This is a genomic window from Verrucosispora sp. TAA-831, from assembly GCF_050780145.1.
In the GTDB taxonomy this organism is placed as follows: Bacteria; Actinomycetota; Actinomycetes; order Mycobacteriales; family Micromonosporaceae; genus Micromonospora.
The window spans coordinates 4,692,269-4,717,003 of sequence record NZ_CP192240.1; the positions used below are offsets into that span (position 1 = coordinate 4,692,269).

Annotated in this window: 19 protein-coding genes; 7 read left to right on the top strand and 12 right to left on the bottom strand. The window is 71.4% G+C overall.

The window, feature by feature from the left end; all coding sequences use genetic code 11:
• Positions 1 to 251 precede the first annotated feature (251 nt).
• Entirely contained in the window at positions 252 to 2,843 is a 2,592-nt protein-coding gene (gene rph / locus ACQVFL_RS20770) for a rifamycin-inactivating phosphotransferase (protein WP_431727406.1), read from the top strand.
• 16 nt (positions 2,844 to 2,859) lie between these two features.
• Here rph and ACQVFL_RS20775 read toward each other — a convergent pair whose 3' ends face one another.
• Together ACQVFL_RS20775 and ACQVFL_RS20780 are read right to left on the bottom strand one after the other, a co-directional pair.
• Complete coding sequence (locus ACQVFL_RS20775) at positions 2,860 to 3,804, bottom strand: MerR family transcriptional regulator (RefSeq protein ID WP_431727407.1); 945 nt, start codon at positions 3,802 to 3,804, stop codon at positions 2,860 to 2,862.
• Positions 3,805 to 3,874: 70 nt separating this feature from the next.
• Positions 3,875 to 4,288, bottom strand: coding sequence for a pyridoxamine 5'-phosphate oxidase family protein (locus tag ACQVFL_RS20780; RefSeq protein WP_431727408.1), 414 nt, complete (start codon positions 4,286 to 4,288; stop codon positions 3,875 to 3,877).
• A gap of 96 nt (positions 4,289 to 4,384) precedes the next feature.
• On the opposite strand from ACQVFL_RS20780, the gene ACQVFL_RS20785 reads away from it, so the two are divergent.
• A complete protein-coding gene (locus ACQVFL_RS20785) occupies positions 4,385 to 5,383 on the top strand; it encodes a reductase (RefSeq protein WP_431727409.1) in 999 nt (332 codons plus the stop codon).
• A gap of 208 nt (positions 5,384 to 5,591) precedes the next feature.
• On the opposite strand, the gene ACQVFL_RS20790 is transcribed toward ACQVFL_RS20785, so the two are convergent.
• The 6 genes from ACQVFL_RS20790 to ACQVFL_RS20815 all read right to left on the bottom strand — a co-directional run bounded on the left by ACQVFL_RS20790 (position 5,592) and on the right by ACQVFL_RS20815 (position 13,109).
• The gene (locus tag ACQVFL_RS20790; protein WP_431727410.1) at positions 5,592 to 8,330 is read right to left on the bottom strand and encodes an ATP-binding protein; all 2,739 of its coding nucleotides are present in this window, start codon (positions 8,328 to 8,330) and stop codon (positions 5,592 to 5,594) included.
• Positions 8,297 to 8,491 carry a hypothetical protein gene (locus ACQVFL_RS20795; RefSeq protein ID WP_396699260.1) on the bottom strand — a complete coding sequence of 65 codons (195 nt, stop codon included), beginning with the start codon at positions 8,489 to 8,491 and terminating at the stop codon, positions 8,297 to 8,299. The genes ACQVFL_RS20790 and ACQVFL_RS20795 overlap by 34 nt, the downstream gene beginning before the upstream one ends.
• Positions 8,492 to 8,809: 318 nt before the next feature.
• Positions 8,810 to 10,018 (bottom strand): ABC transporter ATP-binding protein, encoded by a 1,209-nt coding sequence (locus ACQVFL_RS20800; protein WP_396699258.1) that lies wholly within the window; start codon positions 10,016 to 10,018, stop codon positions 8,810 to 8,812.
• Between the two features lie 10 nt (positions 10,019 to 10,028).
• Positions 10,029 to 10,859 carry a carbohydrate ABC transporter permease gene (locus tag ACQVFL_RS20805; protein ID WP_350699490.1) on the bottom strand — a complete coding sequence of 277 codons (831 nt, stop codon included), beginning with the start codon at positions 10,857 to 10,859 and terminating at the stop codon, positions 10,029 to 10,031.
• Between the two features lies 1 nt (position 10,860).
• Positions 10,861 to 11,781 (bottom strand): carbohydrate ABC transporter permease, encoded by a 921-nt coding sequence (locus ACQVFL_RS20810; protein WP_431729864.1) that lies wholly within the window; start codon positions 11,779 to 11,781, stop codon positions 10,861 to 10,863.
• A 62-nt stretch (positions 11,782 to 11,843) separates the two neighbouring features.
• Complete coding sequence (locus tag ACQVFL_RS20815; protein WP_396699256.1) at positions 11,844 to 13,109, bottom strand: ABC transporter substrate-binding protein; 1,266 nt, start codon at positions 13,107 to 13,109, stop codon at positions 11,844 to 11,846.
• 303 nt (positions 13,110 to 13,412) lie between these two features.
• Here ACQVFL_RS20815 and ACQVFL_RS20820 point away from each other — a divergent pair, with 303 nt between their 5' ends.
• From ACQVFL_RS20820 to ACQVFL_RS20835, 4 genes are all read left to right on the top strand, one after another.
• Positions 13,413 to 13,991, top strand: coding sequence for a DsbA family protein (locus ACQVFL_RS20820; RefSeq protein WP_396699254.1), 579 nt, complete (start codon positions 13,413 to 13,415; stop codon positions 13,989 to 13,991).
• A gap of 273 nt (positions 13,992 to 14,264) precedes the next feature.
• A complete protein-coding gene (locus ACQVFL_RS20825; protein WP_431727411.1) occupies positions 14,265 to 14,969 on the top strand; it encodes a VOC family protein in 705 nt (234 codons plus the stop codon).
• Positions 14,970 to 15,152: 183 nt separating this feature from the next.
• The gene (locus ACQVFL_RS20830; RefSeq protein WP_396699287.1) at positions 15,153 to 15,584 is read left to right on the top strand and encodes a hypothetical protein; all 432 of its coding nucleotides are present in this window, start codon (positions 15,153 to 15,155) and stop codon (positions 15,582 to 15,584) included.
• Between the two features lie 47 nt (positions 15,585 to 15,631).
• Positions 15,632 to 15,901 (top strand): hypothetical protein, encoded by a 270-nt coding sequence (locus ACQVFL_RS20835; RefSeq protein ID WP_350699500.1) that lies wholly within the window; start codon positions 15,632 to 15,634, stop codon positions 15,899 to 15,901.
• A 344-nt stretch (positions 15,902 to 16,245) separates the two neighbouring features.
• On the opposite strand, the gene ACQVFL_RS20840 is transcribed toward ACQVFL_RS20835, so the two are convergent.
• The 3 genes from ACQVFL_RS20840 to ACQVFL_RS20850 form a co-directional block, all read right to left on the bottom strand.
• Entirely contained in the window at positions 16,246 to 16,920 is a 675-nt protein-coding gene (locus tag ACQVFL_RS20840; protein ID WP_396699285.1) for an HAD family hydrolase, read from the bottom strand.
• Positions 16,921 to 17,351: 431 nt separating this feature from the next.
• Positions 17,352 to 17,924 carry a TetR/AcrR family transcriptional regulator gene (locus ACQVFL_RS20845; RefSeq protein ID WP_431727412.1) on the bottom strand — a complete coding sequence of 191 codons (573 nt, stop codon included), beginning with the start codon at positions 17,922 to 17,924 and terminating at the stop codon, positions 17,352 to 17,354.
• A gap of 70 nt (positions 17,925 to 17,994) precedes the next feature.
• The gene (locus tag ACQVFL_RS20850; protein WP_396699246.1) at positions 17,995 to 20,697 is read right to left on the bottom strand and encodes an MGH1-like glycoside hydrolase domain-containing protein; all 2,703 of its coding nucleotides are present in this window, start codon (positions 20,695 to 20,697) and stop codon (positions 17,995 to 17,997) included.
• A 42-nt stretch (positions 20,698 to 20,739) separates the two neighbouring features.
• Here ACQVFL_RS20850 and ACQVFL_RS20855 point away from each other — a divergent pair, with 42 nt between their 5' ends.
• A complete protein-coding gene (locus ACQVFL_RS20855; protein WP_431727413.1) occupies positions 20,740 to 22,674 on the top strand; it encodes an amylo-alpha-1,6-glucosidase in 1,935 nt (644 codons plus the stop codon).
• Positions 22,675 to 22,750: 76 nt separating this feature from the next.
• On the opposite strand, the gene ACQVFL_RS20860 is transcribed toward ACQVFL_RS20855, so the two are convergent.
• On the bottom strand, positions 22,751 to 24,664 hold the full coding sequence (locus tag ACQVFL_RS20860; protein WP_431727414.1) for a Xaa-Pro dipeptidyl-peptidase: 1,914 nt from the start codon (positions 24,662 to 24,664) through the stop codon (positions 22,751 to 22,753).
• Between the last annotated feature and the right edge of the window lie 71 nt (positions 24,665 to 24,735).

Sequence of the window (24,735 nt, forward strand, 5' to 3'; positions counted from 1 at the left end):
ACCCGGCTGCGGTGAACCCGAGCGCCGCTCACCTGGGCCTGTCGACGACGAAGGGCAAGGAGATCTCTCCCTGCCCTTCCTAACGTATAGCGCACCGGGGGGCTTGCGGCAAGGCCCCCGGTATGCCGCAGAATCTGCCGGCCGAGTCCACAACCTGCGGAAACGGGGGCAGACGTGCAGGTGTTGAGGTCGACTGACGGCAGTCACGGGGAGGTCGGGCCGGGGTGCCCGTCGGGGTCGGAGGTGTCGCGATGACCGAGCAGTACGTGGTGGATCTTCACGAGGTGGACGCGACGCGGATCGCGGTCGTCGGTGGCAAGGGCGCGCACCTGGGCGAGCTGTCCCGCATCGACGGCGTACGGGTGCCGGCCGGCTTCTGCGTGACCACGGACGCCTTCGGGCGGATCATCGCGGACGCGCCGGTCGGCACGCTGCTCGACGAGTTGGCCCGCCCGGCGGCGGACGACCGGGAGACGATCGGCACGCACAGTGCGCGGATCCGCCGGATCATCGAGGGCGTCAGTGTCCCGGGCGAGGTCACGGCCGCGATCATCGACGCGCTCGCCTGGTACGGAGAGCAGACCGCCTACGCCGTGCGGTCCAGCGCGACGGCCGAGGACCTTCCGTCGGCGTCGTTCGCCGGGCAGCAGGACACGTACCTGAACGTGGTGGGGCCGAAGGCGGTCCTGGCGCACGTACGGCGCTGTTGGGCGTCGCTGTTCACCGAGCGGGCCGTGGCCTACCGTCAGCGCAACGGCATCGACCACCGGGCGGTGCGGATGGCGGTGGTGGTGCAGCAGATGGTCGTCCCGGAGGCGTCCGGCGTGCTGTTCACCGCCGATCCGGTCAGCGGTGACCGGCGGGTGGCCACCGTGGACGCCGGTTTCGGGCTCGGTGAGGCCCTGGTCGCCGGGCTGGTGAACCCGGACGTCTACCGGGTCCGCGACGACGAGGTCATCGGCCGGTCGGTCGCCGCGAAGCAGCTCGCCGTGCAGGCCCTGCCGGGCGGCGGGACCACGCAGGTGCCGGTCGAGGGGTCCCGGCGTGGGCAACCGGCGCTGACGGACTCGCAGGTCGTGGCGTTGGTGCAGCTCGGGCGGCGGATCGAGGCGCATTTCGGTCGGCCGCAGGACATCGAGTGGTGCCTGGCCGACGGCCGGTTCCACGTCGTGCAGAGTCGCCCGATCACCACGTTGTTCCCCGTCCCCGACAGCGTCGACCCCGGCAACCACGTCTACGTCTCGGTGGGCCACCAGCAGATGATGACCGACCCGATGAGGCCGCTGGGCATCTCGATGTGGCAGCTCACGGCCATGGCGCCGATGGTCGAGGCCGGTGGTCGGCTGTTCGTCGACGCGATCCGCATGCTGGCCGGCCCGGGACGCGCCGCCTTCCTGGACATGATCGGCCGGTCCGACCCGTTGACCCGGGACGCGTTGCAGGCGGTCCTGGACCGGGGCGACTTCGTGCCGACGCCGCCGGACACCGTTGCCGCCGGTCCACCGGCCGGCGGGGCTCCCGCCCCGATCCCGACGGACCCGGCGATCGTCGCCGAGCTGGTCGAGCGCAGCCGGACGTCGATCGCCGCGCTGCGGCGCGACATCGCCACGAGGACCGGGCCCGAGCTGTTCGACTTCCTGCTGGCGGCCTTCGAGGAGCACAAGCGTGTCCTCGCCGATCCGCTGAGCGGGCAGGCGATCAGGGCGGGGATGGAGGCCACCTGGTGGCTCAACGACCGGTTGTGGGAGTGGCTGGGTGAGAAGAACGCCGCCGACACGCTCACGCTGGCCGTACCCGACAACGTCACCTCGGAGATGGGTCTGGCGCTGCTCGACGTCGCCGACGTGATCCGCCCGTACCCGCAGGTGGTGGCGTTACTGGCGAGGGTCGGCGACGACGGTTTCCTGGACGGGCTGCCCGAGGTCGAGGGCGGCGGTGAGGCACGTGCCGCGATCGAGGCGTACCTGGAGCGGTACGGGATGCGGGGCGTAGGCGAGATCGACATCACCCGGCCACGGTGGTGCGAGCGCCCGAGCACGTTGCTGCCGGTGCTGTTGGACAACGTCCGCAACTTCGCCCCGGGCGAGGCCGGGCGACGCGTCACGGACGGTCGGCGGCGGGCGCGCCAGAAGGAGCAGGAGATCCTGTCCCGGTTGCGGGCCCTGCCCGACGGGGCGGCCAAGGCCGACGAGACCAAGCGGATGATCGACCGGGTCCGCACCTTCGTCGGGTACCGGGAGTACCCGAAGTACGACATCGTCAGCCGCTACCTCGTCTACAGGCAGGCCCTGCTGGGCGAGGCCGAACGCCTGGTGCGGGCCGGGGTGCTCGCCGAGGTCGAGGACGTCTTCCACCTCACGTTCGGCGAGTTCCACGAGGTGTCGCGTACGCATCGGGTGGACGCCGGACTCCTCCGGCGGCGCAGGGACGCGTTCCGGTCGTACCACGCGCTCAGCCCGCCCCGGGTGCTCACCTCCGACGGTGAGGCGCTGACCGGGGCGTACCGGCGCGACGACGTGCCGGCCGGTGCCCTGGTCGGCCTGCCGGTCTCCACCGGGACCGTGGAGGGACGCGCCCGCGTCGTGCTGGACCTCGGGCAGGCCGACCTCGCACCGGGCGACATCCTGGTCACCGCCTACACCGACCCGAGTTGGTCGCCGCTGTTCCTCGGCGTCGCGGGTCTGGTGACCGAGGTGGGCGGCCTGATGACCCACGGCGCGGTGATCGCCCGGGAGTACGGCCTGCCGGCCGTGGTGAGCGTCGAGGGAGCCACCCGACTGATCCGGGACGGGCAACGGATCCGGGTGCACGGCACCGACGGGTACGTCGAGATCCTGTCCTGACGGGTGTCGGGGCGGTTCAGGTCAGGGCGGCGACGGCCGCGTGCAGCCAGGTCGAGGCCGGTGCGTCCACCACGGGTTGCGGCGTGCCGTTGATGGTGGCGGTCAGCGCGTGATATCTGCCGAGCAGCGCGGCGTGTCGGCGCACCTGCGGACCGGGGTCGGCGGCGGCGACCTGCCGCCGTACCTCGGTCAGGTCTCGTTCGCCGCTGCGACTCGCGGCCAACGCCACCCACCGCGTCGCCAACTGCCGGGCCTCCCGGGAGTCGACCGGTACGCCGGCCTCGGACGCGGCCCTGGCCTGCGCGAGGATCTCGACCTGCGCCGCGACGTCCGCCTCCGCCGACGGGTCCGCCCGCTCGTCGCCGGTGGCGGTGAAGGTCTCGCCGAAGAACCGGCGCACCGCCTGCCGGAATTCGGGGTCACGGACCATGTCGGCCAGCTCGACCCACGCATCGAGCTGCTCGCCGGTGGGGTCCGCCGGCAGCCGGGGCCGCCACGGGCGCAGGTAGTCGACGAACTCCCGCAGGTCGAGGCCGTCGGTGACCTCGGCCCAGAACTCCTCCACGAGCTGCTCACGGTCGTCGTCGGACATCGACGCCAGCCGGTGCACGAGACTCACCTGCCCGGCCTCGCTGTCCTGCCGCACGACCGCCCGCAGCACCGCGCGGCGGTTACGTAGCTGACCCATCTGCCGCTCGACGAGCGCCAGATGGGCCGTGGCGAGATCCCGCACCGTGATCTCGTCGGCCAGCAACCGACGGATCTCGTCCAGCCCCGCCCCCAGATCCCGCAGCGTCCGTACCAGTTCGAGGGCAGCCACGCCCCGCGCGTCGTAGCACCGGTACCCGGCACCGGTGTACCCGGCCGGCGCGACGATGCCCTCGTCGGCATAGAACCGGATGGCGCTGACACTCAGACCCGTACGCCGGGCCACGTCCCCGATCGACAACCACTCGTTCATGACCACCACCCTGGCGTCTCAAGCCGCCTGAGAGTCAACAGCGGACCCGGTTAGCCGGTGGCGCGGACCGTCACACGGAGAAGCGGTTCACCCGCTCGGGACGCAGCAGGATGCGGACCACTCCCGCGCTGCGCCACTCGTCGACCATGCTCTGACGCTTCGGATCGCTCATGTCGTAGTACCGCTCGGCGAGCCGGGTCGCCAACTCCACGCCACCGTCGTCGTGCAGCGTGACCGGGCCCTCCACCGACACCCAGTGCTCCGGCTCACCGGTCGGCGCGGCCACGACCACGGAGGCCCGGGGCCGTTCCCGGATACGGTCCAGCTTCGGCGCGTCCGGCAGCGAGAACATCTGCAGGTCCCCGTCCTCGGTGACCTCGAACCACACCGGGCGCGGCGCGGGCCAGCGGTCGCCCCGGGGCGCCACGGTGAGGAAGGCGTGCAGCGGCCGGGCGAGCAGAGCGAGATCCTCGTCGCGGAACATGACATCGAGCCTACGACCGGTGGCGTACGCCCGCAGGCTTCTGCCGTCGGCGAAGAACCTTGGCGTGCCGCGTACCTCGCTGCTTCGCTGACGGACATGCAGATTCTGGTGTTGGGCGGGACGGCATGGCTCGGACGCGAGGTCGCCCGGCAGGCGGTCGACCGGGGGTACGCGGTCACCTGCCTGGCCCGGGGCGAGAGCGGGACGGTGCCGCCCGGCGCGGTTCTCGTGGCCGCCGACCGGGGCGACCCCGACGCGTACGACGGGCTGCGCGACCGCGACTGGGACGCCGTCGTCGAGGTGTCGTGGCAGCCGCGCTTCGTGCGGGAGGCGCTGCACGCCCTGGGGGGCCGGGCCCGGCACTGGAGTTACGTCTCCTCGGTCAGCGCCTACGCCGACCACGACACCCCCGGCGCCGACGAGTCGGCGGCCACGCTGCCCGCCACGGCCCACGACACGGTCGACCGCGACGAGTACGGCGCGGCGAAGGTGGCCTGCGAGCAGATCACCATGAGCGAGGTGGGTGACCGCGCCCTGGTGGCCCGCGCCGGGTTGATCGGCGGGCCGGGTGACCACAGCGGCCGGTCCGGTTACTGGGTCGCCCGCGCCGCCCGCGACCCCGACACGCCGATGCTGGTACCCCGTGCCCCCGAGCTGTCGACCCAGGTCGTCGACGTCCGCGACCTGGCTGCCTGGCTGCTCGACAGCGCCCGGGCCGGCACGGTCGGCACGTTCAACGCGGTCGGCCCGGTCGTACCCTTCGCCGACTGGATCGCCCGGTCCCGGGCCGTGGCCGGCCACACCGGTCCGCTCGGGTACGCGGACCCGGCGTGGCTGGTGGCGCAGGGCGTGGCCGAGTACATGGGCCCGGAGTCGCTGCCGATGTGGATCGCCGACCCGGCAGCGCGCGGCTGGGCGGCCCGCAGCGGTGCGGCGGCCGAGGCCGCCGGTCTCCGGCACCGCCCGCGTACCGACCTGCTGGCCGACACCCTCGCCTGGGAACGTGCCGAAGGGCTGCACCGGGATCGCCGCGCCGGGTTGAGCAGCGCCCGGGAGGCCGCGCTGATCGACGCCCTGCCGGACGCCGCCGGATGACCGGTGCCCGCTCGGGCGGGGTTCGAGTGTCGTTCGCAGAGCGGATTCCGCTCCGCGCACCGGCACACCCGCATCACCTCACGCCGACGGGGCAAAGCCGGCCTGGTGCGCTTGACGCGACAGGTGGCCGCCGAGTAGCCGCAACCTGTTGCATCCCGCAGCGTCGCTGCCAGCCGTTGCAGCACGGCTGCCTGATCGGCGGTGGCGGTCAATGCCGCCCGACGAGGTCACCCACCTCGGTCCGGGACGAGACGCCCAGCTTCCGCAGGATGTTCGAGACGTGAACGGCGGCGGTCTTCGGTGAGATGTAGAGGCGCCGGGCCAGCTCGGTATTGGTCAGCCCGTCGCTGATCAGTACTGCCACCTCCCGCTCGCGGGGGGTCAGGGCGGTCGGACCTGTGACCGCGGGTGCCGCGTCGACCGGGGCCATGCCCAGTTGGGCGCGGACGTGGGCGAGCTGGGCGACCCGCCAGCCACGCCATTCGGCCAGCAGGGGTACGGCCGCCTCCACCTGGGCGGCAGCCTCCTCGCGCTGGTCGTCGGCGAGCAGACAACGGGCCGCGCCGACGCGTACGGTGCCGCGGGTCGCCGGAGACAGGATGTGTGCCTCTGCGATGGACAGGTAGCCGGCCAGCGCCTCGACGTGCCGGCCGCGTGCTTCCGCGAGCTGGGCATCGACGAGCGTCCGGTAGGCGTCCCATACGTTGGCATCGAGTAGCGCGGCGGCCATCTGGTCGAGCCGGTGCGTCGGCAAGCCGATGTGAAGCGCGGCAGAGATCAGATCGTGGGCCGTGTCATTGCTGCGCCAGGGCTGCCTGGATAGGGCCGCGATGAGTTCCTCCAGGCTCGCTTCGGCGCGCGGGAGGTCGCCGCGACGGCAGGCGAGGTGGAACGCGAGGCTGGGAATCGTCGCCGGCCAGTTGTCGGGCAGCGCCGCCAGGTCCGTGACGAGCTGCTCGGCCTGATCCAGCTCGCCGGCCTCCAGATAGAGCCCGGCGAGGAAGACCCCGTGATAGTCGGCCCAGCGGCCCCGGCGCCGGTAGCTGCGGTCCTGCTCGCGCCCCTCCTCCAGCGCCCCGGTCGCGGCGCGCAGGTCGCCGGCCCGCACCGCCAGCCGGGCTCGTCCCTGGAAGTACGTGGCCACCGCGAGTGACTCGAAGCCGGCTCGCTCGGCGTCGACCCGCATTCGCTCCAGTGTCTCGGCGTGCTCGATCGGCGAGGTGGGTGGCTCGCCGTGCACCAGGAAATCGAGGGCACGGGCGGCCAGCACCCACTCGCCCGCCTTTTCGGCCTCGTCGACGAGAGCGGACAGGATCCTGCGGCCGTCGGCGGCGGTCTGCGGGCGCTCGACAAGCGTCGCACCCTTCTCGATCAGCGCGGCCAGGCGTACGGCTGGCAGGTCGAACTCGTCCGCCAGCGCCAGCGCGCGGTCGGACCAGAGCAGGACGGCGTCGCAGTCGCCGCGCAGGTACGCCGACTGCGCGATCGCGGTCATCGCCCGCGCCTGGTCGGCGCCGGGGGGAAGCTGCGCGATCAGGTTCCCGATGTCGCGTGTCAAAGCGCGCATCTCGTCGGTCTCGCGGGACTCCCACGCGATGCGCACCAGGAGGTACAGCGACTCAGCCCGGTCGGTCGTGGTGTCGGCGAGGTCCCGCCAGCGTCGGCCGTACCGCAGGGCGTCATCCAGCAGTCCGGCCAACCACGCCGCTCGGGCGGCGGAGGCGAGCAGGTCGGTGTCGTCGGGCATCTCGTCGAGACCCATCTCCGCCAGTTGCAGGGCCTGGTAGGCGGAGCCGATGGAGAGGGAGAACTCAGCGCCGCGGCGGGCCGCGGCGACCATGTCGTCGTACCGGCCGGCGCCGCGAGCGTGGTGCGCCACCATGGCCGGGTCGGAGGCACCGCCGCTCAGGAGTACGTCGAGTGCCCTCTCGTGTAGCCGGCGGCGCTGCCGGCCGAGCATCTGGTCGACGATCGCCTCGCGCACCAGTGCGTGCCGGAACGCGAACTCGTCGTCGCCGGACTCGACCAGGACGCCCCGGGTGACCAGGTCGCGCAACACGGCGATGAGCTCGTCCTCGCCCATACCGGTCACGTCGGCGAGCAAGTCGAACGGGATGCGGTGGCCGAGCACGGTGGCCGCCTCGACGACGCGGTGGCTGACCGGGTCGAGGTCGTCGACCTGTCGGCGTAACACCTCGGCGAGACTCCACGGCAGCGGTTGCTCGACCAGCGCCTCCACGTCGTACCCGGGCAGCGCACGCAGCAACTCCTCCAGGAAGAACGGGTTGCCACCGGTGCGGTGGTGCAGTGCCGCCACGGCGCGTAGCGGCGCCGGAGCGCCGGTGGCCGCCGCCAGCAACGCCGCGGTCTGTGCGGGGGTGAGGCGGTCCAGGCGTACGTGGGTGACGGTGTGCCGGCGTTCCATCCGGGCCAGCAGGCCCGCCACCGGTTGGCGGCGGGTCACCTCGTCCGGCCGGTACGTTCCGATCAGCAGCCGCGGCCCGCGCTGGTCGGCGATCCGCTCGAACAGCGCCGCGCTCTCCGAGTCGGCCCAATGCAGGTCCTCGAAGACGATGACCGCAGGGGAGTCGCCGATCAGGTCGGCCAGGATGGCGAGGCCGGTGTGCAGGCGCTCGACCGGGCTGCGCCGCGGGTCCGCGAGGGCCGCAAGCTGCTCCTCGCCGCTGCCAGGACGGCCGTCGATGGCGCCCAGGAGCACCTCGTACGGCCGGGACAGCGAGCCGGGTTCCGCCTGGCCGACCAGCACGACGGTCTCCGCCGACACGGTGGTCAGCAGCTCGTGCACCAGCCGGGTCTTCCCGATGCCCGGCTCGCCCGCGATCAGCGCAACCGCCGGCTCACGCGCCGAAGCGAGCTGCGCCAACCGGCGCAGCTCGCTTTCCCGCCCGATCATCACTGGGCTGGCACCGCCGCGGATGGTTCGCACGACGTGAGGTTACCGTCGGGCTGTCCACGGACGGCCAGGGTGTGACGGACCCGGCGGGCCCGACGGGCGTTGGTGAGTAGGCGCTCGCTGTCGGCCTCGGCGATCAACTCGCGGCGACGATCGTTCGCCAGAGCCAGCATCGTGTCCGGGTCCATCCACATGGCTTGTCTCCTTGTCAACCGCTGATGGATCAATCGTCGGTTGACACGGGTGCCGCCACATCGGGCAACGAATACCTATCTTCACTGCTCACCCGGGTTTAGCGGAGTACGCGGGCCGCCTAGGCATACCTAGTGCCTGCATCTTCGATGGCGCCCACCAGTAGAGGTCACCGGATGCGGGGGCATCAGAGCGAGGAGGTGGTCGAGGTTGTGTCTCCCGACCCCTGGTCCTCTCTCTGCCCGGGCACCGGAGCGCCCGGGCGCGACAAGGCCGGCGCCCCTCGACGGGAGACGTCGAGGGGCGCCGGGCGTACGCGGTCAGGCGTCCAGGGTGCCGGCCGCGCGGCCCTCGTGGAGGGTGAGGTTGCGGCCGTTGGACGGGTCGAACAGGTGGATCTTCTCCAGGTTGAACCAGACCCGCCGGTTCTCGCCCTCGGTCACCGTCGACTCGGCCGACAGGCGGGTGACCAGGTTCGACCCGCCACCGGCGAAGTCGGCGGCACCGGTGTCGGCGGCCAGCTCCTCCAGTTCGGCGGCGGTGGCCCGCTCCCCCTCGACGGTCAGGTAGACGTACTTGTCCGAGCCCATCGACTCGACGATGTCCACCGGCGCCTCGAACTCCATGCCCCGGCGGCGGGTCTCCTCGTCGATCAGCTCGGCGTCCTCGAAGTGCTCGGGCCGGATGCCGAGGATCAGGTCCCGGGAGGCGTCGGCGGCCTCCAGTTCGCGGCGGATCCGGTCGCCGATCGGCACGTCACCCAGGGCGGTACGCAGGGTTCCCTGTTCGATGGTGGCGGGCAGGAAGTTCATCGACGGGGAGCCGATGAATCCGGCCACGAAGAGGTTGTTCGGGTTCTCGTACAGCTCCTGTGGCGGTCCGACCTGCTGGACCGCCCCACCTCGCATGATCACCACGCGGTCGCCGAGGGTCATCGCCTCGGTCTGGTCGTGGGTGACGTAGACGGTGGTGGTGCCGAGCTTCTTCTGCAGGCGGGACACCACGGTCCGCATCTGCACCCGCAGCTTGGCGTCCAGGTTGGACAGCGGTTCGTCCATCAGGAACGCCTTGGGTTGGCGGACGATCGCCCGGCCCATCGCGACCCGCTGCCGCTGCCCACCGGAGAGGTTGGCCGGCCTGCGGTCCAGCAGCGACGTCAGTTCGAGGACCTTGGCCGCCTCGTCGACCTTGCGGTTGATCGTCTCCTTGTCCAGCTTCGCCAGCCGCAACGGGAACGCCATGTTCTCCCGGACGGTCATGTTCGGGTACAGCGCGTAGGACTGGAAGACCATCGCGATGTCCCGGTCCCGGGGGGCCTTGTCGTTGACCCGTTCGCCGCCGATGCGCAGGTCACCGGAGCTGATGTCCTCCAGCCCGGCGATCATGTTGAGCGTGGTGGACTTGCCGCAGCCGGAGGGACCGACCAGGATCACGAACTCGCCGTCGGCGATCTCCAGGTCGACGTCCCGCACCGCCGTGGTGCCGTCCGGGAACTTCTTGCTCACCTTGTCCAGCACGATGTCAGCCACGAGTTATCACCTATCCCTTGACGGCGCCGGAGGTCAGGCCGGAGACGATGCGGCGTTGGAAGAAGAGGACGAACAGGATGATCGGTACGGTGATCACCACTGCGGCGGCGCAGATCGCCCCGGTGGGGTCCTCGAACTGCGACTCACCGGTGAAGAACGACAACGCCACCGGCACCGTGCGCGAGCGTTCGGTGGAGGTCAGCGAGATGGCGAACAGGAAGTCGTTCCAGCAGAAGATGAAGACCAGGATCGCCGTGGTGAAGACCCCGGGCGCGGCGAGTGGGGCGATGACCCGCCGGAACGCCTGGCCCTGGGTGGCGCCGTCCATCTTCGCGGCCTTCTCCAGATCCCAGGGGACCTGCTTGAAGAAGGCGGACAGCGTGTAGATCGCCAACGGCAACGCGAAGGTGATGTACGGCAGGATCAACCCCGGCCAGGTGTCGAAGAGGCCCAGTTGCCGCTCGATCTCGAACAGCGGCGAGACCAGCGACACCTGCGGGAACATCGCGATCAGCAGGGCGACGCCGACGAGCAGGCGCTTGCCGGGGAAGTCCAGCCGGGCGATCGCGTACGCGGCCATGGTGCCGAGCACCACGGCGATCGTGGTGGCGATCAACGCGATGCCGATGGAGTTGATCAGCGCCCGGACGAACTGGTCGGTGGCGAAGATGTTGCGGTAGTTCTCCAGCGTCCACTCGCGTGGGATGAAGTTGCCGTCGGTCAGCGTGGCCGGCGTCTTGAACGACAACGACATGATCCAGAGCACCGGGATCAGGGCGAAGACGACCACGATCGTGTTCATCACGCCCCACTGGAGCTTGACCTTGGTGGTGTCGGCCATCTCAGCGCCTCTCCCCGTCGTCACTGCCGGGGGCAGCGGTACCGAACAGCTTCACGAAGATGAATGCGATGATCGCCACGGCGATGAAGATCAGCACCGACATGGTCGACCCGATACCGAGGTTCAGGCCCCGGATCAGGTTGTTGTAGGCGATCATCGACACCGACGAGGTCTGGTTGGCCCCGTTGGTCAACACGTAGATGTTGTCGAAGACCCGGAACGCGTCGAGGGTGCGGAACAGCAGAGCGACCAGGATCGCCGGCTTCATCACCGGCAGCATCACCTTGGTGAACCGCTGCCAGGCGGTGGCACCGTCCGTGGAGGCCGCCTTGAGCAGGTCCTCCGGCACCAGCGCCAGCCCCGCCATCAGCAGCAGCGCCATGAACGGCGTGGTCTTCCAGATCTCCGCCAGCATGATGATCGCCAGCGAGCTGGCCCGTTCGGTCAGCGGTGCGCCGTCGGAGAAGAGGTTGGCCAGATAGCCGGTGCCGGGGGTCCACGCGTACCGCCAGGAGAAGGCGGCGACGACCGTGACGATGCCGTACGGGATCAGCGCCGCCGTCCGCACGATGCCCCGGCCGACCAGCGTACGGTGCATGACCAGCGCGAGCCCCATGCCGAGCACCAGTTCCACGGCGACGGTGACCACCGTGATCAGCATCGTCACGCCGAACGCGGTCCACCAGAAGTCGTTGGTCAGCACGGTGACGTAGTTGTCCAGACCGACGAACTCCCGCTCGTCGGGGAAGCGCAGGTCGAAGCGCTGCAACGACAGCCACACCGAATAGAGGATCGGATAGCCGGTCACCGCGACCATGACCAGCGCGGCCGGTGCGCACAGCAGCCAGCCCAGTTTCCGTTCGGCCCGCTTGTTCTCGCTCAGCGGCACCTTGGCGGAACGGCGGGACCGCTGCGCGGGCACCGATCGGGCGGCGTCGGTCGTCTCGTCGACCGGGTCGGTGCCGGTCGTCGTGGTTCGCTCGGTCACGGCAGGACCCCCCTCGACTCCAGCGCGTCCGCGATGGCGTCACGCAGCTCGTCCGCGGTCGCGGGCGGGTCGATCGCCGACGGCGGCGACAGGATCGCCGACATCACCGTCGAGATGCTCTGGTACGCCGGGGTCAGCGGCCGGACCGCCGGGTCCTGCAACTGTTCGAGGATGGTCTCCTTCATCGGGTACGCCTCGTCCATCTCGGGGTCGTCGTACACGCTCTCGATGGTCGGCGGCACACCGTCGTTGATCGCCGAGAACTTCTGGCTCTCCGCGTTGCGCAGGCACCTGGCCGCCTCGAAGGACTCCGCGGGGTGCTTCGAGTGCGAGCTGACCGCGAGGTTGATCCCGCCGATGGTGACCCGGCCGGGCGTGCCCTCGTCGATGCCGGGCACCCGCGCCCAGGCGACCTGCTCGGCCAACTGCGGGTTGGCCTCCTGCATGGCCGGATAGACGAACGGCCAGTTGATCTGGAAGGCACCGTTACCGGACTGGAAGTCGAGCCGGACCGGGTCCTCCATCGCGTTGCTGAACGACGGCGAGGTCACGCCGGACGTGGCGAAGTCGCGGAGCTGCTCCAGCGCCCGCACCGCGCCCTCGTCCATCGCGGCCTCGGTGCCCTCGGCGTCGAGGATGTTGCCGCCCGCGCTGGCCACCAGGGTGTTGTAGAGCACCACCAGGCCCTCGTACTGGGCGCCCATGGTCAGCACCTGGTGCGGCTGGCCCTGCTCCTTGAGCCGCTGCGCCATCTGGATCATCTCGTTCCAGGTGGTCGGCGGCTCGGGCACCAGATCCTTGCGGTACCAGAGGAGTTGGACGTTGGTGTTCTTCGGCGCACCGAAGAGCTTGTCCTCGTACCGGGCGGTCTCCAACGGTCCCTCCAGGGTGCCGTCCTCGACCTCGGCCCGGTCCTGCCCGGTCCATTCCAGGATCCACTTCGCGCCGGCGAACTCCTGCGTCCAGGTGACGTCGAGGCCGAGCACGTCCATGCCGTCGTCGTCGGCCGCGAGCCGCCGCACCATCTGCACCCGCTGCTCGTCGGCCTCCCGGGGCAGCACGCGGTAGTCGATCCGGTAGCGCCCGCCGGCCTGCGCGTTGCACTGGTCGACCACCTGCTGGAAGTTCTCCTCCGGCGGGTAGTAGAGGTTGATCGTGGGCACCCCGCCGTCGCCGCCGGAGGCGCAGGCGGCCATCGGTGCCAGCAAGGTCAGCGCGGCGGTCGCCGCCGCGACACGTGCCCGAGGTCGGCGTCTGCTCATACCGGCACTCCGCCACGCTCCGGGGCGTCGCCCGGCACCACGGCACCGGGCCTGCTGTACGGCTGATCCATGACCCCTCCCTCGGTCTCGGCCGACAACCGGGGAAGAGGTCTCGTGCCCCGGCGCACGACGACACGGCCAGGGCTTCTGACCTGCTGGTTCGCCGCCCCGGCGCCTCGTGGCTGCAACACTGCCCGAGCCGGGAAGTCGCGAAACCCACCGCGCGACACGACGTAAACGTCACTTTGCGTGGTCCAGGTCACACCGGAGGCCGACCCGGACGGTGGGAGCTAGTCTCGGGCGGTGGACGCCACCTTCTTCTTCGATCCCGCCTGCCCGTGGACCTGGCGCACGTCGCGCTGGCTGGTCGCCGCCGCCGAAGCCCGTGACCTGCGCATCGAGTGGCGGGCGTTCAGCCTGAGCATCCTCAGCGGCGGCCAGGCCCCACCGGAGTACGCCGAGGCGATGGCGGCGTCGGGCCGGGCGCTGCGGCTGGTGGAGGCGCTGCGCGCGGCGGACCGCCACGAGGACGCCGGCCGGTTCTACACCGAGCTGGGCACCCGTACCCACGATGCCGGCAACCCGCCCAGCGACAAGCTGGTGGCGGAGGCGGTGACGGCGGCCGGTCTCGACGACGTGGCCGTGGCGCTGGACGACGACCGCTGGGACACCGAGGTGCACGCCTCGCACGCGCTGGCGTTCGGCTCGGCCGGGCCGGACATCGGCTCGCCGGTGCTGATGGTCCCCGGCGCCGACCGGGGTCTGCACGGCCCGATCCTCACCGAGGTACCCGACCTCGACGACACCCTGACTCTCTGGGACAACCTGCTCCCGCTGCTCCGCATGTCGGCCTTTCACGAGGTCAAGCGCGGTCGCCGCTGACCTCTCCCCCGCCGACCACCCACCTCGCCGCCCCGCGCCGCTCGGTCACCCCCCCGAGCGGCGCGGCCCCTGTACGGAACCTGCCCATCCCGCGCTGGTCGCCCCCTCCGCGTCGATCATGGACTTGTGGCCCCCGAGATGTCCGGACACTCCGTGTTCTCGGCGACCTCAACTCCATGATCGGCGCGCCAGGGCGCGGAACGGCGGGCACGGTGGGGCGGGGTGCGGCGGGGCGGGGTGCGGGTGGGTGGGGTTGGGGGCAGGATCGGCGGCATGCTCGCGCGCTTCAAGGACCTCTGTCTCGACGCCGCCGACACTCGTGCCCTGGGCGGATTCTGGGCCGGCATCCTCCACGGGAGCCTGGTCGACACCGGGGACGGGGACGGCAGGGTCGACCCGCCGGCCGGACGGCCCTCGGCCGAGTCGATCTGGATCAACCGGGTGCCCGAGCCGCGTACCGCCAAGACCCGCGTACATCTTGATCTGTGGCTGGCCGAGCCGCAGCCGACGGCGCTGCTGGCGGCCGGCGCGCGGATCGTCCGCGAGCCCGACTCGGAGATCGACTGGTGGGTGCTGGCCGACCCGGAGGGCAACCTGTTCTGTGCCGTCCCGCCCGACGGGGACGCTGCTCCCGGGCCGTTCGAGCTGGTGGTCGACTCCGCCGACGCGGCCGCCCAGGCGGCCTGGTGGTCCGGCGTCGTCGGCGGCGAGGTACACCCCAGTGACGAGGGGTACGCCAAGATCGTGGGTGCGGCCGGGTTCCCGTGGGACTTCTGGATCTTCGACACGGTGCCGGAACGCAAGACGGTCAAGAACCGCATGCACTGGGACGTCGACCTCGTCGCCCCCGAGCCGTCCGCGCTGATCGCCGCCGGGGCGAGTCTGCTGCGGGAGCCCGACGACACGGTGAGCTGGTGGGTGCTGGCCGACCCGGAGGGTAACGAGTTCTGTGCGTTCGCGCCGCATCCCACCGCTTGAGTGATACCGGTCGTCCATCCGGTCGACTAGCGTGACACCTGCCGTGCCGCCAGCGCGTACGCCGTCGCCGCCGTTACGCCACCGGCCCACCCCGATCCGCCGATCGGTGGGTTCTCGCGGGAACACCCCGTCACCGGTCCACCGGTTGGGCAGGATCGTCCCCAACGAGGAGGTGCCGCCGTGGTGCAGGACACCCGCGCTCTCGCCCTGACGTTCGAGGTGAGCGGCCTGCCACCGGTCAAGACCGAGGCGCTGTCCATCTTCGCCGCCGGCCACCGGCAGGCGACGAGGGTCCGCGCCCTGCTCCAGGCCGCCTGCGAGGCGGCACAGAAGACCGGCTGGACCCCACTGTCCGGCCCGATCGAGGTGGACCTGACGCTGCGTTGCCCGCCCGGGCACCGCACCTCCGACGCCAGCACCCTGCTGGGCGGGGTGTGTGCGGTGTTGCAGGACAAGAAGCGGGTCACCAGCATCGGCCTCGCCCACCTCGGTGTCCTCGTCGATGTGGCCCTCTACGACGACGACAGGCAGATCCGCCGGTTGTCGTACCTGGAGGAGCCGGGCGAGGAATTCTCGTACCAGGTACGCGTCGCCGCGGTACCGAACGTGGTTTGACGGACGGTGGTGGTCGGGTACCGCTGCCGCCGACGAAGGGAGCACCGATGTCGGAGCCACACGTCACGCTGGAACCGCGTGACCCGGTCCAGGAGAAACTGCGTGGGCCCCTGGAGCAGCAACTGACATCGGCACTCCAGGTGGCCGCCGACCGGATCCGGGACTCCTACACCGGTGAGCCGGTGGAGCAGGTCTGCCAGCAGTTGCTGGACGAGACCCGCGCCGGCCTGCACCCGGACATCGCCGCGGCCTTCCAGCCCGACATGGACGAGTTCTGCCGGGTCGCCGTCGCCATCGTGCGCGGCGAGACCACCTGAGCCGACCCGACGACACGGGTCAGGACCGGAGCCGCACGCTCCGGCCCTGACCCGTCCGGCGTGGGCAGCGCACCGGCCGCGTACCGACGCGCGTGTCAGCAAGCCCCAGCACGGCAGCCGGCCCGCCGGCACTCAGCTCCACGGTGCCCCACGACCGGACCCGGTACCGTGACCCACCCCGGCGGGTCGCGGTACCTGGGCCGAGGCTAGGCGTGCCAGGGCCGAGCCCGCGCGGGCCGGTACGCACTATTGCCGGCCACGGGAAAAAGCGGCAGGAGCCTGTAACACCTGACGGGCGTGAAGCGCTGACCCGGTCGGAGCTACAGCGGACCGGCCCGGCGGCCTCAGAAGTGCCTGAGCAGGTCGGGGAAGGCGCGCAGATGCAGGACGCCCTCGTCGCTCGGGTCCAACTCGTCGTGCTCCAACACCCAGGTGTTGGCGTTCGGGATGAACACCGCCCCCCAGCCGGCCGCCCGCGCCGGCAGGATGTCCGACCGCGGCGAGTTGCCGATCATCCATGCCCGGGTCGGGTCGACGCCGTGCTCCCGGCTCAGCCGGTGATAGGTCGCCACGTTCTTCTCCGGCACGATGTGCGCCGCCGCGAAGTGGTGCAGCAACCCACACGCGTCCAGCTTGCGCTGCTGCTCCTCGCGCTCCCCCTTGGTCAGCAGCAGCAACTCGTGCCGCCCGGCCAACTCGTCCAGCGCGTCGGCCACCCCCGGCATCAGCTCGACCTGGTGGTTCACCAGCGCCACCGCCAGCTCGTCGATCTCGCGGCGCTCCGCCTCGGTCGCCGGGCGTTCCCGCAGCCGTTCCAGGCACTCCCGCAGGCTGCGCAGGAAGACCTTGCTGCCGTACCCGTGCGCCACGGCGTTGGCCCGCTCGATGTCGTCGAGCACCGACCGCAACTGCGCCCGGTCGAGGGTCGGATGGTCCACCCAGGTGAGGAAGTCGTCGATCACCCGCTCGAAGACGACGTTGTTCTCCCAGAGCGTGTCGTCCGCGTCGAAGACCAGCACCCGGCCCGGCTCGATCGGTTCATGTGTCACGCTGCGACCCTAGGCAACCGCACCGACCCCGGCGACCCGATAAATCGTCCCGTCGAGACAGACCCACGCAGACGACAGGATCCGGACGCTACTGCGGTAGCCGGCACCCCCGATGAGCGGTGCAGCGCCTCAGGTCCGTGGTCGCGTCCTCGCTCGGGCCGACGAGAGGTCGGCCCGGGGCCAGGCGGAGACACGCCTGGCCCCCGCAGAGGGTCGCTGTCAGCTACGTCGAGTCCACTGCTGGTTCGCGCCGCCGTTGCAGGCCCGGAGGATGACCACAATGTTCACGCACACATCGAGAGCACATGAAGCGGCACCGGACCGGGCGCGCGGGCCGGCTGGCGACCGGGTGACCCCGGCACGTACGGCAACAGCCCCACGCCACCGGCGAGGTGAGCGGATCAGCGCGGGCTGAACAGGTGGTTGCCGAGCAGCCGCTCGCGCTGCTCCTGGGCCTCGGGACGCAACCGACCACCCCGGGTCAGCATCACCATGCCGTGCAACAGGCTCCAGCCGAGTTCGGCGAGCGTGTCGTCGTCCTGCGCGGCGGCGGACGCGGTCAGTGCCGCGCGCAGCTCACCGAAGGCCGCCGCGACGGTCTCCGGCACCTCCTCGGCACCGAGCGTGAGATCCGGAGTGTGAGCGAACATCGCGTCGTAGATCTCCGGGTACGCGTAGGCGAAGTCGAGATAGGCCGCCATCACCGCCGGCCACACCTCGGCCGGCCGGTCCACCCCCGTGCGGGCGGCGGTCAACGCGGCGGACAGGTCGGCGAAGCCCCGCACCGCGACCGCGGCGACCACCGCCTCCCGATCGGCGAAGCGTTCGTAGAGGGCCCCGAGGTCCACGTCGGCGCGCTCGGCCAACCGGCGGGCGGTGACCCCCGCCCACCCCTCGGCCTCGGCCAACCGCCCGGCGGTCGCGACGATCGCGTCGCCGCCCGGCACACCGTCTCCGTGCTCTGCTCCGGACACCCCGCCGAGCGTAGTCGCGACGCCCACCGGTGGCCCCCTCGCGACGGAATGGCGACTCTGCCGCGCCTGGTCAGCGCCGCAGCGTCAGGATGAGGTCGGCGACCAGCGCCGACCAGCCGGTCTGGTGCCAGGCACCGAGCCCGGCGCCGTTGTCGCCGTGGAAGTACTCCGGGAAGGCGATCAGGTCCCGCCAGTCCGGATGGGTCTGGAACAACTGCGCCGCGCCGTAGATCGGCCGCCGCCCCCAGTCGTCGCGGGTGAACAACGCGATCAGCCGGGCGGAGAGGTCGTCGGCGATCTCGTCCAGCGTCCTCTTCACCCCGGAGCGCGTCGGATACTCCACCTGGAGGTCCTCGCCGAAGAACGCCGCGTAATCCCGCAACGCGCTGATCAGCAGGAAGTTCGTCGGCATCCAGATCGGACCGCGCCAGTTGGAGTTGCCGCCGAACAGCCCGCTCGTGGACTCGGCGGGCTCGTAGCCGACGCAGAACTCCTGCCCGCCCAGGGTCACCGCGAACGGCTTGTCCAGATGTGCGCGGGACAGCGTCCGCAGGCCGTACTCGGAGAGGAACTCGTCGGTGTCCAGCATCCGGGCGAGCAGCCGGACCACCTGCTCCGGGCCGCACATGGACAGCAGTCGCTGCTGCCGCCCGTCCGGGCCGATGCGTCGGGCGCCGACCACCGAGGCGTACTCCGGGCGGTGGGTGAGGAACCACCGCAGCCGGGCCCCCAACTCCGGCAGCCGGTGCAGCGTACGCGCGGGCAGCCGGGTGACCGCCGCCAGCGGCAGCAACCCCACCACCGAGCGCACCTTCAACGGCACCTTCGTCCCGTCGGCCAGCCGCAGCACGTCGTAGAAGAACGCGTCCTCGTCGTCCCAGAGCCCCTGGTCGTACGCGGCCGCCGCGATGTAGGTGAAGTGCTCGAAGAACTTCGTCGCGGTGTCCACCCAGGTGCGGTCGTGCTCGGCCAGCACGATGGCGATGTCCAGCAGGTTGAGCGCGTACATCGCCATCCAGCCGGTGCCGTCGGACTGCTCCAGCACCCCGGCCACCGGCAACGCCGCCGACCGGTCGAACGGGCCGACGTTGTCCAACCCGAGGAAACCGCCCTCGAAGACGTTGTTGCCGCCGGTGTCCTTGCGGTTGACCCACCAGGTGAAGTTCATCAGCAGCTTGTGCATCATCCGGGCCAGGAAGTCGTGGTCCCGGCTGCCGTCGATCTCGAACACCTTCAACGCCGCCCAGGCGTGCACCGGCGGGTTGACGTCGCCGAACGCCCACTCGTACGCCGGGATCTGCCCGTTGGGGTGCAGATACCACTCACGCAGCAGGAGCAGCAGTTGGTCCTTGGCGAAGCCGGGGTCCACCCGCGCGATGCTCACGCAGTGGAAGGCCAGGTCCCACGCGGCGTACCACGGGTACTCCCACGGGTCCGGCATGGAGATCACGTCGAAGCTGGTCATGTGCCACCAGGCGCTGTTGCGCCCGTGTCGGCGCCCGGCCGGCGGCGACGACCCCGGATCGCCGTCGAGCCACCGTTTGACGTCGAAGTGGTAGAACTGCTTGCCCCACATCAGCCCGGCGATGGCCTGCCGGGCGATCAGCGTCTCGTCGGCGCTGGCCTTGGTCGGGATCACCCCGTCGAAGAAGCGGTTCGCCTCCGCCCGCCGCGCCCACACCACGGCCTCGAAGCCGTCGCCCAGGTCCGCCGGGGGCGGGTCGACGGCGCCGGGCGGCGGTGCCGTGCGGGTCAGCCGCAGCCGGATCTGGCGCTGTCCGCCCGGTGGTACGTCCAGCACGTAGTGCAGCGCGCCCTTGGTGCCGGTCAGCTCCGGGTTCACCGTCTCGGCTCCGTCGACCACGTGGTCGTTGATGCCGTCCTTCGGGTACGGCGTGCGGCTCGGCAGTCCCCAGAGCCGCTCGGCGTTGGTGTCGTTGTCGCACAGCAGCGGCGTCGGGTCGCCGTCGCCTTCGAGCCGGACCTGCCCCAGCACCCAGTGCTCACCGACCAGCCGCGCCCCCTGCCCGACGATCTGCGGCACCCGGTCACCGCCGGGCAGCCCCCACGCCCAGGTGTTGCGGAACCACAGGTGCGGCAGTACGTGCAGCCGTTCGGACCGGTCCCCCCGGTTGACCACGGTGACCACCACGCACAGGTCCGTCGGGGTGGCCTTGGCGAAGTCGACGGTCACCGCCCAGTACCGGTCGTCGTCGAAGATGCCGGTGTCGACCAGCTCGTACTCGGTGTCGTCCCGCCCCCGCAGCCCGTTGACCGCGACCAGTTCGTCGTACGGGAAGGCGGCCTGCGGGTAGTGGTAACGCCAGCGCATCCACGAGTGGGTGGGCGTGGAGTCCTCGTACCACCAGTAGTCCTTGACGTCCTCGCCGTGGTTGCCGCCGTCCCCGCCGAGACCGAACATCCGTTCCTTGAGGATCGGGTCCCGCTCGTTCCAGAGCGCGAGGGCGAAACAGAAGGTCTGTCGGTCGTCGCACACGCCCGCCATGCCGTCCTCGGACCACCGGTAGGCTCGGGACCGCGCGTGGTCATGGGGGAAGTAGTCCCAGGCTGTGCCGTGCTCGCTGTAGTCCTCCCGTACCGTCCCCCACGCCCGCTCGGACAGATAGGGACCCCATGCACGCCAGTCCTGCTCGCCGGCATCAGCCTGGGCGAGCCGGAGCCGTTCCGCGTCGGGGGCCGGGGCGGAGGGTGAACCTTCGGTGATCACCTTTACATCTTCGACGCCGCTGGGGTACTTCACCACAGCGGCCATTGTCGTCGTGTCGTGTTACACCTCGCCGCCGGTGGAGGAAAGTTGATCGAGATTCGCTTCGGCTCGCAGGTCTGCGGGGAGCTGACCAGCGCCGCCGGCCGCGAGTGGTTGGTGCCCGACGGCCTCGGCGGGTACGCCATGGGCACCGTCGGCGGGCTGCGCACCCGCCGGTACCACGGGCTGCTGGTGGTGCCGGGCGACACACCGGCCGCCCGCAAGGTGGGGCTGGTCAGCCTCGACCCGTCGGTGCTGCTGCCCTCCGGGGCCCGGGTCCGCCTCGGCGCGCACGAGTGGGTCTCCGGCGACGTCGACCCGCGCGGCTTCGAGCTGCTGGAGCGCTTCGACCTGACCGACGGGCTGCCCCGGTGGCGGTGGCGCATCGGGGACGTCGTGATCGAGCGGGAGCTGGCCATGTCGCACGGCCGCTCCTGCGTGGCGGTGGTGCACCGGTTGATCAGCGGTGGTCCGGTCGAGCTGGAGCTGGCGGCGGCGTGCACCTGGCGCGACGCCCACGGCGAGCGGCGCGCCGACGGTCCGCCGCTGCGGATGGACCCGGTCGACGGCGGCGCGGTCATCGAGGGCGCCTACCGGCTGTCCGGGCCCGGCTGGACCCCGCAGGGCCACTGGTGGCGGGGCGTCTACCACCGCGAGGAGGCCGCACGCGGCCTGCACCCGGAGGAGGACCTCTGGTACGCGGGCCAGTTCCGCGACACCCTGCGCCACCCCGGCGACACCGTGTCGGTGCTGGCCTGGGCGCAGGACGCGGCTGCGGCACCGCCGCCGGCCACCGAGGTGGTCGCGGCGGCCCGCCGCCGCAACCGGGAGGTGGTCGCCTCCGCCAAGCCCGCCGACGACGTCGAGGCCACCCTGGCCCTTGCCGCCGACGCGTTCATCGTGCGCACCGACGACGCGCCGGTGGAGGTGGTCGCCGGCTACCCGTGGTTCGGCGCCTGGTCCCGGGACACGATGATCTCCTACGAGGGTCTGTTCCTGCGGACCGGCTGGGCCGATCGCGGCCGTGAGCTGCTGCGCTCGTACGCGGCCACGCTGTCCGAGGGGATGCTGGCCAACACCGCCGACACCGGCCGGGTCGAGTACAACACCGTCGACGGCACCCTGTGGTTCCTGCACGCGGTCAGCCGCCACGTCACCGTCACCGGCGACACCGACCTGGGCGACGAACTGCTGCCGGCGCTGCGTGGTGTCCTCGACGCCCACCTGGCCGGCACCCGCTACGGCATCGCCGTCGACCCGGCCGACGGACTGCTCACCGCAGGTGCCCCCGGAGCCGCGCTCACCTGGATGGACGCCCGCGTGTACGGGGTGCCGGTCACCCCTCGCCACGGCAAGCCGGTCGAGGTCAACGCGCTGTGGATCAACGGGGTGGCCGGCGTGGCCGAACTGGCGGACCTGGCCGGGCAGGACTCCGACGGGCTGCACCGACTGCACGAACGGGCGGTCAAGGCGTTCCGGGACCGCTTCCCCGCCCCGGGCGGCTGGCTCAACGACGTGGTCGACGCGCCCGCCCCGGCGTACCCGCTCGGTGGCGCGGCCTTCCACGACGACGACCTGCTGCGCCCCAACCAGCTCCTGGCCTGGTCGTTGCCGTTCGCGCCGCTGGAGCCGGACCCGCGAGCCGTCGGTCTGGTCGGAGCCGGGCTGCTCACCCCGCTCGGCCCGCGCAGCCTCTCCCCCGACTGCCCCGGCTTCCTCGGCCGGCACCGGGGCGGACCGGCCGAGCGGGACAGCGCCTACCACCAGGGCACCGTCTGGCCGTGGCTGATCGGCCCGTACGCCGACGCCAGCCGACGCGCCGGTCTGGCCGTCGACACGCTGTTCACCGGGTTGGAGGCGCACCTGACCGAGTACGGCCTCGGGTCGGTCAGCGAGACCGCCGACGGCGCGTCCCCGCACATCGCCACCGGCTGCCCGTTCCAGGCCTGGTCCGTGGCGGAGCTGCTGCGCGCCCGCCGCTGACCCGGAAGGTGGGGCGCCCGCACGGGACGCCCCACCAACGTCAGCCCCGGCCCGGCGGGTCAGCCGGGCCCGTCGGTCAGCCCAGACCCGCCGCGACGGCGGCCGGACGGCCACCGACCACCGGCAGGGTGATCCGGGTGCTGTCGAAGTGCACGGTGATCTGCGCCCGGGTCTGCTTGGCCCGGCTGCTGTAGCCGGAGTAGGAGCCGAGCAGCACCACGCCGATCTGGTGCCCGGTCTCGAAGACGTAGTCCTCCGGCATCAGCGGCACGTCCACGCCATACTTCGCGCCCGGCACCAGCGGCGTCGACACGTACAGCGAGTCGAGGTTCAGCCCGTCCACGATCCCCTTGGTGACCAGCTCCTGCGGGTTGCTCGCCACGGTCTTGACGGTCTGCCGGTAGCAGCCCTCCTCCGCGTACCCGCCGAAGGTGGCCGCCTCGCCCCAACAGTCCTCGGTGCTGCGGGTCTGGATGCCGTCGCCGCTGGTGCTGAACCGCTCCCGGGTGCCGTAGTCGACCAGCAGCCCGGCGAAGCTGGTGTCCGTTCCGTCGACCGACGCCTTGATCCGCACGATCGGCGTACCGGAGATGTGCAGCGGCGCGGTCAGCGGCGCGGAGAGGAACACCAGCCGGTTGTCCGTGTTGGCCGACGGGTCCGACGGGTGCCGGATCGCGGTGGCCTGGCTCATCGTCGGGGTGTCCCGGAACGTCGCCGAGCGGTTGCCCGGGCCCGAGCGCACGGACAGCCCGCCGGGGCCACCGTCGGTGCCCGGCCGCAGGAACACCTGGGTGGGTCGGCTGGCCGGCAGCGGCCAGTCGGCGTGCGTCTCCCAGACGTCCGGCAGCCGCTCGACGTCGGCCGTCGGCTCCCGCATGATCCCGTTGTCGATGCCGTGCAACCAGAAGTCGAACCAGCGGTGCAGGGTCCGCACCCACTCGGCGCGCCGGAAGTCGAACGGGTCGATGTGCCCGGTGCCGGTCAGCCAGAGCTTGCGCGGCACGTTCTGCTCGGCCAGCGCGTACCACCACTTGCTGAAGTGGTCGGCCCGGACGTTGTCGTCGTTGATGCCGTGCACCACGAAGACGCTGGCCTTGACCTGGCCCGCGTGCGGCAGGTAGTCCCGTTCCGCCCAGAAGTCGTTGTAGTCGCCGGTGGCGTCGTCACCGCCCTGGCCGAGCTGGGTCCGCACCGGGGCGCAGTACTGCCGCCGGTCCGGATCGGTGACGGTGTTGGCCAGGCTGCCCGAGTAGTTGTTGGCCCGGGTCACCAACCCGTTGCTGCGCGAGTAGTCGTACCAGTTGGAGATCGCCGAGATGGGCACGATGGTGGTCAGCCCGTCGACGCCGGTGGCGGCGGCTGCGTTGGCCAGCGTCCCGTCGTACGACTTGCCGATCATGCCGGTCCGGCCGTTGTGCCAGTCGGCGACGACCTCGTTGCCGTCGGCGTCGACGCCCTTGCGACGGCCGTTGAGCCAGTCGATGCCGGTCGGCGCGCTGATGTTGTCCGCCCGCCCGCCGGTCACCGGGCATCCGGTCGAGTTGTTGGTGCCGATCATGTCCAGCAGGACGACCGCGTAGCCGCGCGGGACGAAGTAGTTGTCGTAGAACAGCGGCCAGCGGTCGTTGAGGCCGTCGCCGTCCAGGTCCGCCTTGCACTCGCTGTCGTTGCCCCGGCAGACCGTCGAGAAGTACGGGCTGGCGTCCATCACCACCGGCACCCGCAGGCCCTGATCGCTGGCCTTGGGCCGGATGATGTCCATCGCCACGACGTCCAGCGCGCCGTCGGCGTCGGTGTCGACGTCGGAGGTCACGAAGATCCGTTCGCGGATCGCATCGGCGTACCCGAACACCGGCTGGGTGACGCCGTCCGCGACGACCGGTCCCGTGCCGGCGGACACGGGTTGCGCCGCCGCCGGGGTCACCGGCAGGACGGCGGCGATCACCGCGACCGCCACCGCCGGAACCCACCATCGCCTCGTGGTTCGCATCCTGCTTCTCCTTCCCGGCACCCGACGTCGACCGCCGCGCACCGGCTGGCGGGCGGACCCAGGGTCGGTCG

Coding starts and splice junctions, on each gene's coding strand:
- ACQVFL_RS20780 (WP_431727408.1), bottom strand. CDS start 4,288: ATGTTCCGCGACGAGGATCTCGCTCTGCTCGCCCGGCCGCTGCACGCC.
- ACQVFL_RS20785 (WP_431727409.1), top strand. CDS start 4,385: ATGCAGATTCTGGTGTTGGGCGGGACGGCATGGCTCGGACGCGAGGTC.
- rph (WP_431727406.1), top strand. CDS start 252: ATGACCGAGCAGTACGTGGTGGATCTTCACGAGGTGGACGCGACGCGG.
- ACQVFL_RS20775 (WP_431727407.1), bottom strand. CDS start 3,804: ATGAACGAGTGGTTGTCGATCGGGGACGTGGCCCGGCGTACGGGTCTG.
- ACQVFL_RS20815 (WP_396699256.1), bottom strand. CDS start 13,109: ATGAGCAGACGCCGACCTCGGGCACGTGTCGCGGCGGCGACCGCCGCG.
- ACQVFL_RS20835 (WP_350699500.1), top strand. CDS start 15,632: ATGTCGGAGCCACACGTCACGCTGGAACCGCGTGACCCGGTCCAGGAG.
- ACQVFL_RS20850 (WP_396699246.1), bottom strand. CDS start 20,697: ATGGCCGCTGTGGTGAAGTACCCCAGCGGCGTCGAAGATGTAAAGGTG.
- ACQVFL_RS20805 (WP_350699490.1), bottom strand. CDS start 10,859: ATGGCCGACACCACCAAGGTCAAGCTCCAGTGGGGCGTGATGAACACG.
- ACQVFL_RS20860 (WP_431727414.1), bottom strand. CDS start 24,664: ATGCGAACCACGAGGCGATGGTGGGTTCCGGCGGTGGCGGTCGCGGTG.
- ACQVFL_RS20825 (WP_431727411.1), top strand. CDS start 14,265: ATGCTCGCGCGCTTCAAGGACCTCTGTCTCGACGCCGCCGACACTCGT.
- ACQVFL_RS20795 (WP_396699260.1), bottom strand. CDS start 8,491: ATGTGGATGGACCCGGACACGATGCTGGCTCTGGCGAACGATCGTCGC.